Source organism: Erythrobacter rubeus, from assembly GCF_014705715.1.
In the GTDB taxonomy this organism is placed as follows: domain Bacteria; phylum Pseudomonadota; class Alphaproteobacteria; order Sphingomonadales; family Sphingomonadaceae; genus Erythrobacter; species Erythrobacter rubeus.
In genome coordinates this window covers 1,515,110-1,530,165 of sequence record NZ_JACXLC010000001.1, presented here as the reverse complement: position 1 = coordinate 1,530,165, position 15,056 = coordinate 1,515,110, and the positions used below count along the sequence as shown (strand labels likewise).

Here is a 15,056-nt window from a genome sequence, read left to right as displayed (position 1 = left end):
AGCATCGGGCCGTATCGGGATTTTTCGCACAATCGCCTGCCGCTCGACCAAGGGCTGAGTGCGCTCTGCGAACCGGTGCGCGATTGGAACCGCCACTGCGCGGCGTTTTCGGTTTGCCAGCTAGCACTGGTGGGCTATCCGCTCGTCCATGACCAAAGCCACGATTGCAGCCCTACAGATCGGATCGCACCCCGAAAGGAAAGCGGCCACCCTCGACAAGATCCTGTCCTACGAAAGGGAAATTGCAGGAGCGGATCTCGATCTGCTCGTGCTCCCTGAGGCTGTTCTTGGCGGATATCCCAAGGGCAGCGATTTCGGAACGCGCCTCGGCTACCGCCTGCCGGAAGGGCGCGATGCCTTTGCCAAGTATTACGGCAACGCCGTCGATCTTGACGGGCCCGAGGTCGGCGCGCTTGCCGATCTGGCGAAGAGATGCGGCACGACCATCGTCGCCGGCGTGATCGAACGCGGCGGCAATTCGCTGTTCTGCACCGCGCTGTTCATCACGCCGGAAGAGGGGCTTGTTGCCAAGCACCGCAAGCTGATGCCGACCGGGAGCGAGCGGCTGGTCTGGGGGCTGGGCGATGGCTCGACCATGCCTGTGATCGACACACCGTTCGGCCGGATCGGCGCCGCGATCTGCTGGGAGAACCACATGCCTCTCTTCCGGACGGCCATGTACGCGAAAGGCGTCGATATCTGGTGCGCACCGACGGTCGATCACCGTGACGTCTGGCGCAGCTCGATGCGCCATATCGCGCATGAGGGCCGGTGCTTTCTCGTCAGCGCGTGCCAGTATCAACCCAGCCCGGCGGCGCTCGGCGTCGAGGCCGATGGCTGGGGCGAGGACCGCGATCTGATTGCAGGCGGAAGCATGATTGCAGGGCCGCTTGGAGATGTTCTTGCCGGATCTGTCGCGGCGGAAGAAGGGTTGATCACGAGCGAGATCGACACCGCCGACCTCGCCAAGGCGCGCTACGATTTCGACGTCGTCGGCCACTATTCGCGGCCGGACATCTTTCAGCTCAACGTCGATGAAACCGCGCGCCCGGGGGTGCGCTTTTCGGACCGCGACACCGAGGACGCGCCGGAAGACTAATCAAAACCCACGAACCGCGCGGCTTCGCTCACCTTCCGGCGCGTGATCTTTACGGGATTTGCGGGGAAATCGGGATCGGGCCAGCCCATCGCGACGGCTTTAATGATGATCTGATCGTCCGGAATATTTGCATGTTCGCGCACGACCGGCGACTGCATGATCCCTTGTGAGTTGATTACGCAGCCGAGCCCGCGTGACCATGCCGCGTTCACGAGCGCCGTGGTGACCGCGCCGCAATCGAAGGCCGTGTCGTCGCTGGTCGACAGCTCCTTGTCATAGGTTACGATCATGCAGACCGGCGCATCGAACTGGCGGAAGCCGCGAAGCACCCAATCCTGACGCTTTTCCTTGTCGTCGCGCTCGATCCCCATGGCTTCGAACAATTGCACGGCGCAGCCGATTTGCCGCTCGCGGTGAACACCGGCGAAGGGCTCGCCGCGGCGAAATTCGCGGCTGTCCGGCTCGCCTGCAAGAATGCGCTCGGTGTTGCCCTTGCGGATGCGGTCAAGCGGCTCGCCAGTGATCACGTGGAAGTGATAAGGCTGCGTGTTCATGGAAGAGGGCGACCGCATGGCGAGCGCCAGCACCTCTTCGATGAGCTCCTGGGGCACCGGCTTGTCGAGATAGCCGCGGATCGAGCGGCGTCCTTGTACGACTTCGGCAAATGTCTGGTTCTCGCTACCGCCCACGGCGTCTCTCCCGAATCTGTTCGAGGCGAGAGCTAGCGCAGCGCCGCGCCTGCGCAAAGGACGCTACGGTCAGGCTGCCTCTGCTAGCTGCATTTCGAGGCGGTCCCAGATTTCCACCAGAGCCTCTGTCAGCTCGTCCATCATGTACTCGGTGTGGTTGGGGCCGGGGGTGAAGCGCAGGCGTTCCGTGCCGCGCGGGACGGTCGGGAAATTGATCGGCTGAACGTAGACGCCGTATTCGGCGAGCAGGATGTCGCTGATCTTCTTGGCGCGCACCGGATCGCCGACCATCAGCGGGACGATATGCGTGGTCGAATCCATCACCGGCAGGCCAGCTTCGGCGAATTTCAGCTTGAGCATGGCGGCGGCTTGCTGCTGAGCGCTGCGTTCGACGCTCGATGATTTCAGATGCTTTACCGAGGCAAGCACGCCCGCCACCAGCACGGGCGAAAGTGACGTCGTAAAGATGAAGCCGGGCGCGTAGGATCGAATGCAGTCGATGATGCGCGTATCGGCAGCGATATAACCGCCCATCACGCCGAACGCCTTGCCCAGAGTGCCCTCGATAATGTCGATCCGGTGGGCTGCGCCATCGCGCTGCGAAATGCCGCCACCGTGCTCGCCGTACATGCCGACGGCGTGGACCTCGTCGATGTATGTGAGGGCGTTGTACTTTTCGGCGAGGTCGCAGATCGCGTGGATCGGGGCGACGTCGCCGTCCATCGAGTATACGCTTTCGAAAGCGATCACCTTCGGCGTATCGGCGTATTCGGCGCGCAGCATCTCTTCGAGATGTGCCATATCGTTGTGGCGAAACACCCGCTTCTCGCAGCCCGAATTACGGATCCCGGCGATCATGCTGGCGTGGTTCAGCTCGTCGGAGAAAATCACGCAGCCTGGCAGCAACTTGCCGAGCGTCGAAAGCGTGGCGTCGTTGGAAACATAACCGCTGGTGAAGGTGAGTGCGGCGTCCTTACCGTGCAATTCGGCCAGTTCCTTCTCAAGCTCGACGTGAAGATGCGTGTTTCCGCCGATATTACGCGTGCCGCCGGAGCCCGCGCCGACATCGTGCAGCGCCTCTTCCATCGCGCCGATCACTTTTTCGTGCTGCCCCATGCACAGGTAATCGTTCGAGCACCAGACCGTGATCGGCTTGGGCCCGTTGTGCCCGTGAAAGCACCGTGCGTTGGGGTAGGCGCCCTTGTTGCGCATGATGTCGATGAAGACGCGGTAGCGCCCTTCCTCGTGGAGGCGATCGATAGCCTGGTCGAAGATGTGCTCGTAATTCACGGTCGTACTCGTAGCGTTTGCGGCCTGCCGGGCCGCTCTGAACAGCGGTCGAAATAGGCGTTCGGTTCCCGGTTTGCCACCGCGATCTTTGCGAACGGATCGCAGCTAGAAAACGCGAACCTGGTGCAGCCCGTATTCCTCCAGCAGTGCCGGGACCGAGCCGAGTTCAGCTGAGCCAGAGGAAGAGGTTATCACTGCCACATCGTCCCCGCTGCGTTCGAATGACTGCCCCTGAGTGAGAGCGGCAATCCTGCGCGCGATGCCTTGTGCGCCGTGGATGAAATTCACGCCTGGCCCAAACACCTCGGACAATTCCTGCTCCAGCAGCGGAAAGTGTGTGCAGGCTAGGACCACCGTATCGATCTCCTTGCCGCGCTCGCTTTTCAGCAGCCCCGCTACTTCTTGCCTCACTGCGGTGATATCGATCGTGGCTCCGGCAGACTTTGCCTCTGCCATTTCCACCAGGCCCGGAGCGGCCGCGCGGATCAGCAGCTTGTCCGCCGCGAATTCCGCCTCGAGCCGGTCGACATAGGGCTGGCGGACCGTGGCGGCCGTGCCCAGCAATCCGATCACGCCGGACCGCGTCATCATCGCGGCAGGCTTGATCGCGGGCACGGTGCCGACGATCGGGATTTCGAGGACATCGCGGACCATGCCGAGCGCGATCGTGCTGGCGGTATTGCACGCGATGCAGATCAGGCGCGGGCGGTGCCTTTCCGCCATACGCCCGAGCAGCCCGCATACGCGCGCGGCGACTTCGGCCTCGGTCTTCGTGCCGTAAGGAAGTCCCGCGAGATCAGCGGCGTAGATAACCGGAGCCTCGGGCAAGATCCTCCGCAGCTCGCCCAGCACGGTAAGCCCGCCCATTCCGGAATCGAACAGCAAAATCGGGGAGGATGGGTCAGTAATGGTCGTTAATGTCCGCTGTGAACTTGTCGCGGGGCGGTCTATTACTTACGCAGCGACAAAAGAAAAGCGTACGCTTGATCAGCGCGCGCTTGTGCAGGGGTCACGATGGAACCGATTTACGCCGCCATTCTGGGTTATCTCGCCGGATCGATACCGTTCGGCCTGCTGCTGACCAAGGCGGCGGGATTGGGCGATGTGCGCAGCATCGGCAGCGGCAATATCGGGGCGACCAATGTGCTGCGGACCGGGAACAAGGGGCTGGCGGCGGGCACGCTGCTGCTCGACCTGCTCAAAGGTTTTGCGCCAGTGTTTGCCGCAGGGATCATCTGGGCAGGGGATAGCGGCGATGTCGCGAAAGCCTTTGCTGCGGGCGGCGCGGTTATCGGGCACTGCTACCCCGTCTGGCTGAAGTTCAAGGGCGGGAAGGGCGTCGCGACCAATGCCGGCGTCGCCTTCGGGCTCGCTTGGCCGATTGGCCTCGCCTACGCGCTCATCTGGCTTTCGATGCTTGCGATATTCCGCATTTCCTCGCTCGCCGGGATGAGCGCGGTCGTCGCCGCAGCTGCTGCAGCGCCGCTATTCGGATATCCGCAGTTCTTTCCCGTGCTGGGCGCGATTGCGGGTCTGATCATCTATCTCCACCGGGAGAATATCGCGCGTCTTGCCAAAGGCGAAGAACCGAAGGTCGGCAGCAAGAAGTGACGCTTTCGCAGGATGAGGCTTTCGCGCGGATCAGGCTGCTGCGCTCGCCCAATGTCGGGCCGGTCAGCTATGCAAAGCTGCTCGCGCGTTTCGGCACCGCGGCGGAGGCTATCGAAGCACTGCCCGATCTCGCAGCGCGGGGCAAATCGCGCTACCGTCCGGCACAGAAGGACCGGATAGAGGCCGAGATTGTCGCCGTGCGCAAAGAGGGCGCGCGTTACCTTTTCCACGACCAGCCCGATTATCCCGCGCTGCTCGCCCAGCTGGAAAGCGCGCCGCCAATCGTCACATGCCGGGGCAATCTCGCGCTCGCCTCTGAGCCTTGCGTCGCAATGGTCGGCGCGCGCAATGCAAGCGCGGCAGCCGTGAAGCTGGCGCGCGAATTCGCCTCCGAGCTGGCTCAGGCCGGGTTTACCGTCGTATCCGGGCTGGCCCGCGGCATCGACGGGGCAAGCCATGAAGGTGCTTTCCCTCGGACCATCGGCGTGATCGCCAGCGGCATCGATATCGCCTATCCGCCGCAGCATGCCGACTTGCAGGAGCGGATCGCAACCGAGGGGCTGCTGATCGCCGAACAGCCGCCGGGCACCGAGCCGCGCGGTCGCCATTTCCCGAGCCGCAACCGCATCATCGCGGGGCTCGCCAGTGGGACTCTAGTGGTGGAGGCCGCGCCCAAATCCGGCACGCTGATCACCGCGCGGCTGGCGGGCGAGGCGGGGCGCGAGGTCATGGCGATACCCGGCTCTCCGCTCGACACCCGCTCGCTGGGTTGCAACCAGCTCATTCGCGACGGTGCGGTGCTGGTGCAGACGCCCGAAGAAGTGATCGAGCTGCTCGAAAGTTTTACTGGAGCGCCGCGCTCGACCTTTCGGGTGGAAGAGGGCGGGAGCGAGTTCGATTACAGCGAGCTTGCCAGTGCCGACCCGGCGGAGGGCGCCGATGCGATCAGCGGGCTGCTGTCCACCGCACCGATTGCCGTCGATGAACTCATACGGCAATCCGGCGCGAGCGCATCCGCAGTTCAATTGGCGCTGCTCGAGCTCGAGATATCCGGCGAGCTGGAACGTCATCCGGGCGGATTGATCAGTTTGAATGGCGCGGACGAATGATCGCCGATCGATGAGGAGCACCGATATATCATGAACCGCGAAGCGACGCTCTCGTCCCTACTGGACCAGACTTTCACAGAACTCAGCGATAGTCGCCGGATGGTGGCGATCTTCCTCGCCATATGGATCCCCATCACCGCCGTTTCGGGCTATTTCCAAGGCGGTCGATCGGACTTCGACGTCGGGTTCGGCTTTGGGTTCCAGCTAACAGAGAGCCTGCTGGCGCAAGGGGTGCTGGCAGTGGTGGCGGTGATCGGGGCAGCGATTGCCGGTTTGCTGCTTTCCTACTGGCTTTACGCCGCGCTTGTCGGGCGCACGACTGCTCCGGGTTTCGGGCGGTTCTGGCCGTGGCTCGGCATATACATCCTCTATCTGCTTGGCATCATGTTTGGATTAGTCCTGCTGATAGTCCCCGGCCTGATCCTGGGCGTGCGCTGGGCGATGGCGCTGCCGCTTGTCGTCGGTTCGCGGCTGCCAGCGATGGATACTTTTGGTGAAAGTTGGGAGAAGACGCGCGGTCGCAGCTGGTCGATCTTCGGAAGCTTCGTGATCTTGGTGATTGGTGTCGCCGTTTTCAACGCCATCATGGGCAGTCTCGCCGTCCTGCTGGGCGGTCCCGGCTCCATTGGCGGATTATTGTTGCTGGCGATCGGCGACGGCGTCTCCGCAGCCATTTTTACCGCACTTCCGGTGGCGATCTATCGGTTGCTCCACAACAACACCGATGAACTCGCCGAAGTGTTCGAATGAAAATCCGGTGCTGACATTGGGCGGTGAAGGCGTATAGGGCGGTGCCTAATAGCGGCACCGGAGAAACCGTCGGGGTGTCCGCGAATGATACTTGACGCACTGCGAACGCCGACCCCACCCTCGCGCGTACGTACACGTGTAGGGACTTGAGACCAGACCACCATGCAACTTGTCATCGTTGAATCGCCGGCCAAGGCGAAGACTATCGAGAAATATCTGGGCAAGGACTTCAAGGTTCTCGCAAGCTACGGCCATGTCCGCGATCTTCCGCCCAAGGATGGCAGCGTGCGCCCGGACGAAGATTTCGCGATGGATTGGGAACTCTACCGCGACAAGCAGAAGCGGTTCAAGGAAATCAGCGACGCGGCGAAGGATGCCGATCGGCTGGTCCTCGCGACCGACCCCGACCGTGAGGGCGAGGCGATCAGCTGGCACGTCCAGGAACTGCTAAAGAAGCGCAAGAACCTGCCGACAATGGTCGACCGCGTTACCTTCAACGCCATCACCAAGTCCGCCGTGACCGAGGCGATGAAGTCTCCGCGCGAGCTCGACCAACCGCTCATCGACGCATATCTCGCCCGCCGCGCGCTCGATTACCTGTTCGGCTTTACGCTCTCGCCTGTCCTGTGGCGCAAGCTGCCCGGCGCGAAATCGGCTGGGCGCGTGCAATCGGTGGCGCTGCGACTGATCGTCGATCGCGAGCGCGAGATCGAGGCGTTCAAGGCGGACGAATACTGGTCGGTTCTGGCGAAGCTCCAGCATGACGGAACCGCCTTCGATGCCCGGCTGGTGCGATACAAGGGCGAGAAGCTCGACAAGCTGTCGCTCGGCAATGAAGGTGCCGCGATGGAGGCGAAGGCCGCTGTCGAAGGTGGGCGTTTTACCGTTGAAGGGATCGAGACCAAGCCGCTCAAGCGCAATCCCGCGCCGCCATTCACCACCTCGACCATGCAGCAGGAGGCCGCGCGCAAGCTCGGCTTTTCCGCCAGCCACACGATGCGGCTGGCGCAGTCGCTCTATGAGGCAGGCGCCATCACCTACATGCGGACCGATGGCGTGCAGATGGACATGAGTGCGATAATGGCCGCGCGCGATGCGATCGCCGAACGCTTTAGCGACGATTACCGCCCTGAAAAGCCGCGGTTCTACAGCTCCAAGGCCAAGAACGCACAGGAAGCGCACGAGGCGATCCGGCCGACCAATTTCAGCCGCGATAAGGCTGGAACGGGTGACGAAGCAAAGCTCTATTCGCTGATCTTCAAACGCGCCATGGCAAGCCAGATGGCCGCCGCACAGCTTGAGCGGACCACCGTTACCTTGCGCGATGCAACCGGCCAGCACGAGCTGCGCGCGACCGGTCAGGTCATCAAGTTCCCCGGCTTCTTCGCGGTCTATCAGGAAGGCTTCGACGACAAGGAAGACGATGAGGACGGCCTGCTGCCCGCAATGAAGGAAGGCGACGTTCCGGCCAAGACCGCGGTCGAGGCGAACCAGCACTTCACCCAGCCACCGCCGCGTTTCTCCGAAGCCTCGCTCGTCAAGCGGCTGGAAGAGCTCGGCATCGGTCGTCCCTCGACCTACGCATCGACTATCCAGACCTTGCGCGACCGCGATTACGTGCGGATGGAGAAAAGCCGTTTCCATGCCGAGGAAAGCGGGCGCTTGCTCACCGCCTTCCTCGAACGCTTCTTCCCGACTTACGTCGCCTACGAATTCACCGCCAGCATGGAAGAGGAACTGGACGTCGTTTCCGACGGACGCGAGGAATACAAGGAATTGCTCGCCAAGTTCTGGAAGGACTTCAAGCCCAAGACCGACGAGGTCATGGAGAAGCTGCCGAGCGAAGTTACCGAGGTGCTCGACGAGTACCTTTCCGATTACCTCTTCCCGCCTCGCGAAGACGGCAAGGACCCGCGCTTTTGCCCGCTATGCGAGCAGGAAGGGCGCGAAGGCGGAAAGCTCAACCTGCGCGGCGGCAGGTTCGGTGCGTTCATCGCGTGCCAGAACTATCCCGAATGCAAATACACCCGCCGCTTCGCCCAGCCGGGAGCGGACGGTGCGGATCCGGCAGAAGACGGCCTGATGGGCACGCATCCAGAGACCGGCGCGGAAATCCACCGCAAGTCCGGGCGGTTCGGGCCCTATGTCGAAATGGAACACGAGGAAAAGAAGAAGCGCGCCTCGATCCCCAAGGACCTCGACGATTTCGATCTCGAATGGGCGGTGAAGCTGCTCGACCTGCCGCGGATCGTCGGTGCGCACCCGGAGACGGGCAAGGAAATCGAAGCGGCCATCGGTCGCTATGGCCCGTATCTGCGGCATGACGGCAAGTATGCAAAGCTCCAGAGCACGCGCGATGTTTTCGACACCGGCATGAACGCCGCCGTCACGATGCTCGCCGAAGCGGCCAACCGCAAGGGCGGCGGTCGCGGCAAGGCGGAACCGATCAAGACGCTGGGCGAGCATCCCACGAGCGGCGGCGAGATCAAGGTGATGCCGGGTCGCTACGGCCCTTACGTCACCGATGGCAACGTTAACGCGACGATCCCGAAGGACGTGAAGCCCGAGGATATCGAGGCCGCGCAGGCGATCGAACTGATCGATGCGCGCGCGGCGAAGGGGCCCGCCAAGAAGAAGCGCAAGAAAGCTCCGGCGAAGAAGAAAGCGCCTGCCAAGAAGAAGGCTTCGAGCGCGAAGAAAAAGGCTCCGGCGGCGAAGAGCGAAACCTCCTAGTAACCAATATCATAGCGGAAATTTTGACGCTGCGGCGTTGGCATTTCGTCAAGCTTTTGGGCGTATCACGATTGTCTCAGACCAGGGACACCGCCACGTGATTGAAATCGAAGTCCAGAACGAGACCCATCAGAGCCAGGAGCGCATCCGCTTCGCCGCTGTTCCGCGCATCGGCGAAGGCATCCGTCTGCGCGCACCCGATGGGATGTGGGCGAGCTATGACGTGCTCGACGTGTGGTATCAAAAGGCCGAATTCGGCGACGTCTGGATGCCATATCTGCATGTCCGCATCACGCCGGGGGAGGGCGAGACCATCACCCCCCTCGGTGATGAAGACGAGGCGCATGATCTGAGCGGCGAGCATGAGTTCGCCACGCTCGGAGGGGAGCACGAGCCATTCAAAATCTGATCAAACGCAACACCGGCCCGAACCGCAATCGCCGTGAAAGCGACGGCAAAAGCCTCGCCGAGCGGCTGACCGAGGCGCGCGATGGCGCGCAGCCGGTCGAGGTGCCTGAGGATGTGAAGGAAACGATCGCCGAAACCCCCGAACCGGGCAGCACCGAGGCAATGGTCCAGCAGGCCAAGGCGATGCGCGACCGGTTCGGCGATGACGTGCCCGATCAGGATGCAGCGGAGGTGTGCCTGATCGTCGATGACAGCCGCGTGATCCGCAAGGTTTCCTCGAAGATCGCCAAGGGCCTCGGCTATATTCCGGTCGAAGCGGAGAACGGCGAAGAGGCGCTTGCGCGCTGCAAGAAGAGCATGCCTGCCGTGGTCCTCACCGATTGGAACATGCCGGAGATGGACGGGATCGAATTCGTGTCGAAGCTGCGCGCCATTCCGACGCCGAAGGAGCCCATCGTTATCTTCTGCACCTCGAACGGCGAGGCGAAGGACATTCACGAAGGTATCGGCGCAGGCGCCGACGATTATATCGTCAAACCCTTCGATGAAAGCGCGCTCAAGGCGAAGCTGGAGAAGTTGGGGCGGGGGTGAGCCTTAGCTTTAGCTAATCCAAGTCGGCATCGTCTCGGCTGGCGACCAATTGCCATCGTCGGCTCTCCGATAGGTGACGACCGCTCCATTCGCGCATTCCGGCCCACAGACATAACTAGTCTCGAACACTGCCTCGCCTTTCGCGAGATCGACCAGCGGAACCTGTACGCTGTACGTATCGTAAAGGAAGAACAGATTGTCATCCGTGAGCGGTGGATAATCCTCATCGTCATCGGGCTTGTGCGAGTTTTCCGCCTTCAAAGCCTTCAGTGCAGGGCATTCCTTAGTTGGACTAAGATCGCCCAATTTATTCAGCGCTTGAGCCTTTTCTATATGCTCTGGCGTCACATTCGTGTCCTCACCGGGTTTTTCGATCTGCGCCAAAAACGCAGCGGTGCCGGTCACCTCATCAAAAGTAGAGCGGTATGCCCCGTCGGTCAGGAACAACGGTTTGTCCGTTTCTTGGAACCGGGATGACATGTAATCAACAAGAATGGCGCAGCCGATCTCGCGCGCTTCCTCGCTCAGATACGAACTTTGGCTTTTTGCCTCTTCCTGTCCGCGCACCTTGACCGGCCCGGCTTCCTGGCATGCAGAGAGAAACAAGACCGCGGTAGATAGTATCACGATGCAAATTCGCGCTATTTGGTCCATTCCAGCCCCATTTCCTCGAACACTTCCTTGTCCTCGGACCAGTTCTCCAGCACCTTAACGTGCAGGAATAGATGGACCTTCACTCCGAGAATCTCGGACAGCTCCTTGCGCGCGGCCTCGCCGATCGATTTGATCCGCTGTCCGCCTTTTCCCAGCACGATGGGGCGCTGGCTTTCGCGCGCGACCACGATCTGCTGGTGAATTTCGAGCGAACCGTCTGGCCTCGCCTTGTACTGCTCGGGCCGAACCGCGGTGTCGTAAGGCAGTTCTTCATGGAGCTGCTGGTAGATCTGCTCGCGGGTAATCTCAGCTGCCAGCAGGCGTTCCGAAGCATCGGACACTTGGTCTTCGGGATACATCCACGGCCCCTCAGGCATGGCCCTGGCCAGCGCTTCCTTCATCTCTTCCACGCCATCCCCGGTGAGCGCCGACACGAAGAAGATTTCGTCGAATTCGACCTTTTCGGAAAGCTCCTGCGCGAGCGCAAGCAGCGGCTCTTTCTTCGCGCGATCCACCTTGTTGAGCACGAGAATTTTCTTCTCGGGGCGATTTTCGAGCGATTCCAGCAGCGGGATCAATTCATGCCGCCGCTGCTTGATGGGATCTACCAGCAGGATGATCGCATCAGCGCTGTTCGCGCCCTCCCACGCGGCGCTGACCATGGCGCGGTCGAGCCGCCGCTTGGGCTCGAAGATACCGGGTGTGTCGACCAGGATCATCTGCACAGGACCGTAAAGCGCAATGCCGAGCATCCGCGCGCGCGTCGTTTGCGCTTTCGCGCTGGTGATCGCGACTTTCTGGCCGACCAGCTGGTTCACCAAGGTCGATTTGCCCGCATTGGGCGCGCCAAGCACGGCGACCACGCCGCAGAAAGTCGGCGCTGTTTCCAAATTCACCCGTATTCCTCCAGAAATGCTTTTGCGGCGCGCTTTTCCGCCTCGCCCTTGCTTGTCGCGACGCCCTGCGCCTCGCCGACATTGTGAATGCTCACCCGTACGGTGAAGCGCGCGGCGTGGTCCGGCCCGCTGCGATCGATGATGTCGTATTGCGGCATGGCGCGGCGATTGCCTGCGGCCCATTCCTGCAGCGCGCTTTTCGGATGCTTGGCCTTGCCCGAATCGCCATCGAGCTCCGATTCCCACAGCCGGTAAACGCAATCGCGCGTCGCGTCGTACCCGTTCTCGATGAAGCTCGCACCGATCAGGGCTTCCATCACATCGCCGAGGATGTTGGCGCTCTCCGCCCCGCCATCCTCGCGCGCCTGCTTGCCCAGCCTCACGTGATCGGGAAGGCCGATAGCCTGGGCAATTCGTGCACAGGTGGCCCCGCTGACCAACGCGTTTAGGCGCTGCGACAGCCGGCCTTCAGGCGCATCGCCAGCGCTGTAGAGCCAGCTCGCAACCGACAGCCCAAGCACCCTGTCGCCAAGGAATTCGAGCCGCTGGTAATCGCGCTCATTCACGCGGGCCGCGCCGCCATTGTAGCTGCCGTGAGTCAGCGCCTCCACCCACGGCGCGTCGGTGCGTACGGAAAAGCCGTTGGCCTTCAGCCACTCGCGCGTTTCGGGTTCCAGCGTGCTCACAACGTGCTGCCGATCCGGTCCCAGCGTGCCGCCGAAAACCAGGTCCAGGGCTTGAGCCACTCGGCGCTGCCATCGGTGGACCACATGATGATGGCCGCCCTGCCGACAAGCTTGTCCTGCGGCACTATGCCGACCGCGTCTCCGGACATTGCGGGAAAGCGGCTGTCGCGCGAATTGTCGCGGTTGTCGCCCATCACGAACATGTGCCCTTCGGGGACCATTATTTCGGCAAAGGTGTCGCCGCGCGCCATGCCGAAGTCGAGCACTTCATAGCTTCGCCCACTGGGCAGGGTTTCTCTGAAGCGGTTGTAGCGGCACAGCGTGCTGTCCGGCGCGACCATCACCTCTTCCGCGGCCCACGCGCAGGAGGTGTTGGGGGACACGGCAATGTCGAAATCGCGAATGGGGTCTTTCGGTATCGCCTCGCCGTTCAGCACGATCTGTCCTTCGATCATGGCGATGGTATCGCCCGGCACGGCGATCACCCTTTTGACATAGTCGGTGTTGTCGATCGGGTGCTTGAAAATCACGACATCGCCGCGGTCGGGCGAGCGCGCAAATATCCGTCCTTCGGGAAGCCCCAGGTTGAAGGGAAGCGAATTGCCGGAATAGCCGTACGACCACTTGGCCGCGAGCAGGTAATCCCCGTTCCACAGGCGCGGCAACATGCTTTCCGACGGTATCGAGAACGGCGAAAACACCAATATGCGCAGCAGCAGGACTGCAACGACCAGCTTTACGAAAAACAGGGCGAAACCGGCAAAGCTCTCGCTCTCGGTATCGTCCCCCGCACTATCGCTCGGCGCAGTTTGGGTCTTAACATCCATCGCTCGCCCCCTTACTCGCACCTGAGTGAACGCGCAAAGGGGTTTGGCCAATGACGTCCGATAGAATTGCCGCAATATGGTCGAAGCTTGAAAGCGCGGAGCGGCGCACTCTGACGCAGTTGTTCGATGCCCATGCGGACCGGGTGGGCAAGCTCAGCCAGCGGATTGAATTCGACATTCCCGATCACGGCACCAACGGCATGCTGGTCGATTGGTCGAAGACGCATCTCGATGACGATCTGCTCGATACGTTCGAAGAACTGGCCGAGGCCTCGGGCTTTGCGGAGGCGCGCGAGGCCCTGTTCGATGGCGGGATCGTCAACCCGACTGAGGGGCGCGCGGCAACCCATGGCGCCATGCGCGGCAGCGGCACGGAAGCGCAGGTCGAAGAGGCCGAGGCATTGCTCGCGCGGATGGGAATGCTGGTCGAAGCGATCCATCAAGGCGCGCTGGGCGAAATCAAGCACCTCATCCATATCGGCATCGGCGGCTCCGCGCTGGGGCCTGACCTGGCTGTCGATGCGCTGACCCGCGATCTGAAGCTCGTCGATGTGCATGTCGTTTCCAATATAGACGGGCTGGCGCTGGAGCAGGCCTTTGACGCCTGCGATCCGGAAACGACGCTGATCGCCGTCGCCTCCAAGACTTTCACCACGACAGAGACCATGACGAACGCGGCGAGTGCGCTCAAATGGCTGGCCGATAACGATGTGAGCGATCCGAGCGGGCGGGTGGTTGCGCTGACCGCGAACCCGGAGCGCGCGGTGGAATGGGGCGTCGATGAGACGCGCATCCTGCCATTTCCGGAGAGCGTGGGCGGACGATATTCGCTGTGGTCGAGCATCGGTTTTCCGGTGGCGCTGGCAACCGGCATGGACGATTTTCAGGCGATGCTGGCGGGGGCGCACGCGATCGACACGCATTTCCGCGAAAGCGAGGGCCGGGCCAACGCCCCGCTGCTCGCCGCATTCGCCGATCAGTATTACACGCGCGTGCGCGGTTGTCAGACCCGAGCGGTGTTCGCCTATGATGAGCGGCTCGCGCTGTTTCCGGACTATCTGCAGCAGCTGGAGATGGAATCGAATGGGAAAAGCGTCACGGCGGACGGAAAGCCGGTTGGCGGACCGACCGCGCCGGTCACTTGGGGCGGGGTGGGCACCGATGCGCAGCACGCCGTGTTCCAACTGCTCCACCAGGGGACGCACCTGATCCCGGTCGACTTTATCGCCAGCATCGCCCCCGGCGACGAACTGGACCCGGCGCACCACAAGGCGCTGCTGATGAACTGCCTCGCGCAGGGCGCGGCGCTGATGGCGGGTCAGGCTTCGGACGATCCGGCTCGGTCATACGAGGGAGACCGCCCCTCGGCGATGTTCCTGATCGACGATCTCGATCCCGCAATGCTCGGCGCGCTCATCGCCTTTCACGAGCACCGAACCTTCGCCAACGCCGTACTGATGGGCATCAACCCCTTCGACCAGTTCGGCGTCGAACTGGGCAAGGCGATCGCGAAGCAACTGGACACCGGCGAAGGCGAGTTCGACGCGAGCACGCAAGCGCTGATGGAAGCGGCGGGGTTGGGGTGAGCAATCGAGCTTAAGTCCTCGTGTCCTTAGACAAGTTTGAGAAGACCAAATTTTCATTGGACACCTTGTCGCATTGACATTCCGCACTGCAGCATCCAAATGCCCGCCAACCGAAACGCACCTGCCA

At 62.1% G+C, this 15,056-nt stretch carries 15 protein-coding genes; 8 read left to right on the top strand and 7 right to left on the bottom strand.

Annotated elements, in window-relative coordinates; all coding sequences use genetic code 11:
- The first annotated feature begins 148 nt into the window (after nt 1–148).
- The gene (locus IB285_RS07495; protein WP_190787592.1) at nt 149–1,099 is read left to right on the top strand and encodes a carbon-nitrogen hydrolase family protein; all 951 of its coding nucleotides are present in this window, start codon (nt 149–151) and stop codon (nt 1,097–1,099) included.
- On the opposite strand, the gene IB285_RS07490 is transcribed toward IB285_RS07495, so the two are convergent.
- The 3 genes from IB285_RS07490 to murI form a co-directional block, all read right to left on the bottom strand.
- Entirely contained in the window at nt 1,096–1,788 is a 693-nt protein-coding gene (locus IB285_RS07490; protein ID WP_190787591.1) for a nitroreductase, read from the bottom strand. The genes IB285_RS07495 and IB285_RS07490 overlap by 4 nt on opposite strands.
- Nucleotides 1,789–1,857: 69 nt before the next feature.
- Nucleotides 1,858–3,078, bottom strand: coding sequence for a 5-aminolevulinate synthase (hemA, locus tag IB285_RS07485; protein ID WP_190787590.1), 1,221 nt, complete (start codon nt 3,076–3,078; stop codon nt 1,858–1,860).
- A gap of 105 nt (nt 3,079–3,183) precedes the next feature.
- A complete protein-coding gene (murI, locus tag IB285_RS07480; protein WP_190787589.1) occupies nt 3,184–3,945 on the bottom strand; it encodes a glutamate racemase in 762 nt (253 codons plus the stop codon).
- 147 nt (nt 3,946–4,092) lie between these two features.
- On the opposite strand from murI, the gene plsY reads away from it, so the two are divergent.
- The 6 genes from plsY (at nt 4,093) to IB285_RS07450 (ending at nt 10,280) form a co-directional block, all read left to right on the top strand.
- On the top strand, nt 4,093–4,689 hold the full coding sequence (plsY, locus tag IB285_RS07475; protein ID WP_190787588.1) for a glycerol-3-phosphate 1-O-acyltransferase PlsY: 597 nt from the start codon (nt 4,093–4,095) through the stop codon (nt 4,687–4,689).
- Entirely contained in the window at nt 4,686–5,798 is a 1,113-nt protein-coding gene (gene dprA / locus IB285_RS07470) for a DNA-processing protein DprA (protein ID WP_190787587.1), read from the top strand. The genes plsY and dprA overlap by 4 nt, the downstream gene beginning before the upstream one ends.
- Before the next feature lie 30 nt (nt 5,799–5,828).
- The gene (locus IB285_RS07465) at nt 5,829–6,548 is read left to right on the top strand and encodes a glycerophosphoryl diester phosphodiesterase membrane domain-containing protein (RefSeq protein ID WP_190787586.1); all 720 of its coding nucleotides are present in this window, start codon (nt 5,829–5,831) and stop codon (nt 6,546–6,548) included.
- A 162-nt stretch (nt 6,549–6,710) separates the two neighbouring features.
- The gene (topA, locus tag IB285_RS07460) at nt 6,711–9,281 is read left to right on the top strand and encodes a type I DNA topoisomerase (RefSeq protein WP_190787585.1); all 2,571 of its coding nucleotides are present in this window, start codon (nt 6,711–6,713) and stop codon (nt 9,279–9,281) included.
- 97 nt (nt 9,282–9,378) lie between these two features.
- A complete protein-coding gene (locus tag IB285_RS07455) occupies nt 9,379–9,690 on the top strand; it encodes a hypothetical protein (RefSeq protein WP_190787584.1) in 312 nt (103 codons plus the stop codon).
- A gap of 113 nt (nt 9,691–9,803) precedes the next feature.
- On the top strand, nt 9,804–10,280 hold the full coding sequence (locus tag IB285_RS07450) for a response regulator (protein WP_328705869.1): 477 nt from the start codon (nt 9,804–9,806) through the stop codon (nt 10,278–10,280).
- A 9-nt stretch (nt 10,281–10,289) separates the two neighbouring features.
- Here the strand turns inward: IB285_RS07450 and IB285_RS07445 are convergent, their stop codons facing one another.
- From IB285_RS07445 to lepB, 4 genes are read right to left on the bottom strand one after another with little or no spacing between them, the layout of a single operon-like run.
- Nucleotides 10,290–10,907 carry a hypothetical protein gene (locus tag IB285_RS07445; RefSeq protein ID WP_234033089.1) on the bottom strand — a complete coding sequence of 206 codons (618 nt, stop codon included), beginning with the start codon at nt 10,905–10,907 and terminating at the stop codon, nt 10,290–10,292.
- Nucleotides 10,908–10,921: 14 nt separating this feature from the next.
- On the bottom strand, nt 10,922–11,824 hold the full coding sequence (gene era / locus IB285_RS07440; protein WP_199803449.1) for a GTPase Era: 903 nt from the start codon (nt 11,822–11,824) through the stop codon (nt 10,922–10,924).
- Between the two features lie 2 nt (nt 11,825–11,826).
- A complete protein-coding gene (rnc, locus tag IB285_RS07435; protein WP_190787582.1) occupies nt 11,827–12,516 on the bottom strand; it encodes a ribonuclease III in 690 nt (229 codons plus the stop codon).
- The gene (gene lepB, locus IB285_RS07430) at nt 12,513–13,343 is read right to left on the bottom strand and encodes a signal peptidase I (RefSeq protein ID WP_190787581.1); all 831 of its coding nucleotides are present in this window, start codon (nt 13,341–13,343) and stop codon (nt 12,513–12,515) included. Before lepB ends, rnc begins: the two co-directional genes overlap by 4 nt.
- Before the next feature lie 50 nt (nt 13,344–13,393).
- Here lepB and pgi point away from each other — a divergent pair, with 50 nt between their 5' ends.
- The gene (gene pgi, locus IB285_RS07425) at nt 13,394–14,929 is read left to right on the top strand and encodes a glucose-6-phosphate isomerase (protein ID WP_190787580.1); all 1,536 of its coding nucleotides are present in this window, start codon (nt 13,394–13,396) and stop codon (nt 14,927–14,929) included.
- The last annotated feature ends 127 nt before the right edge of the window (nt 14,930–15,056 follow it).

Excerpts from the sequence above, each read along its gene's own strand:
- IB285_RS07495 (WP_190787592.1), top strand. The coding sequence starts at position 149 with ATGACCAAAGCCACGATTGCAGCCCTACAGATCGGATCGCACCCCGAA.
- murI (WP_190787589.1), bottom strand. The coding sequence starts at position 3,945 with ATGGGCGGGCTTACCGTGCTGGGCGAGCTGCGGAGGATCTTGCCCGAG.
- plsY (WP_190787588.1), top strand. The coding sequence starts at position 4,093 with ATGGAACCGATTTACGCCGCCATTCTGGGTTATCTCGCCGGATCGATA.
- IB285_RS07465 (WP_190787586.1), top strand. The coding sequence starts at position 5,829 with ATGAACCGCGAAGCGACGCTCTCGTCCCTACTGGACCAGACTTTCACA.
- topA (WP_190787585.1), top strand. The coding sequence starts at position 6,711 with ATGCAACTTGTCATCGTTGAATCGCCGGCCAAGGCGAAGACTATCGAG.
- lepB (WP_190787581.1), bottom strand. The coding sequence starts at position 13,343 with ATGGATGTTAAGACCCAAACTGCGCCGAGCGATAGTGCGGGGGACGAT.
- pgi (WP_190787580.1), top strand. The coding sequence starts at position 13,394 with ATGACGTCCGATAGAATTGCCGCAATATGGTCGAAGCTTGAAAGCGCG.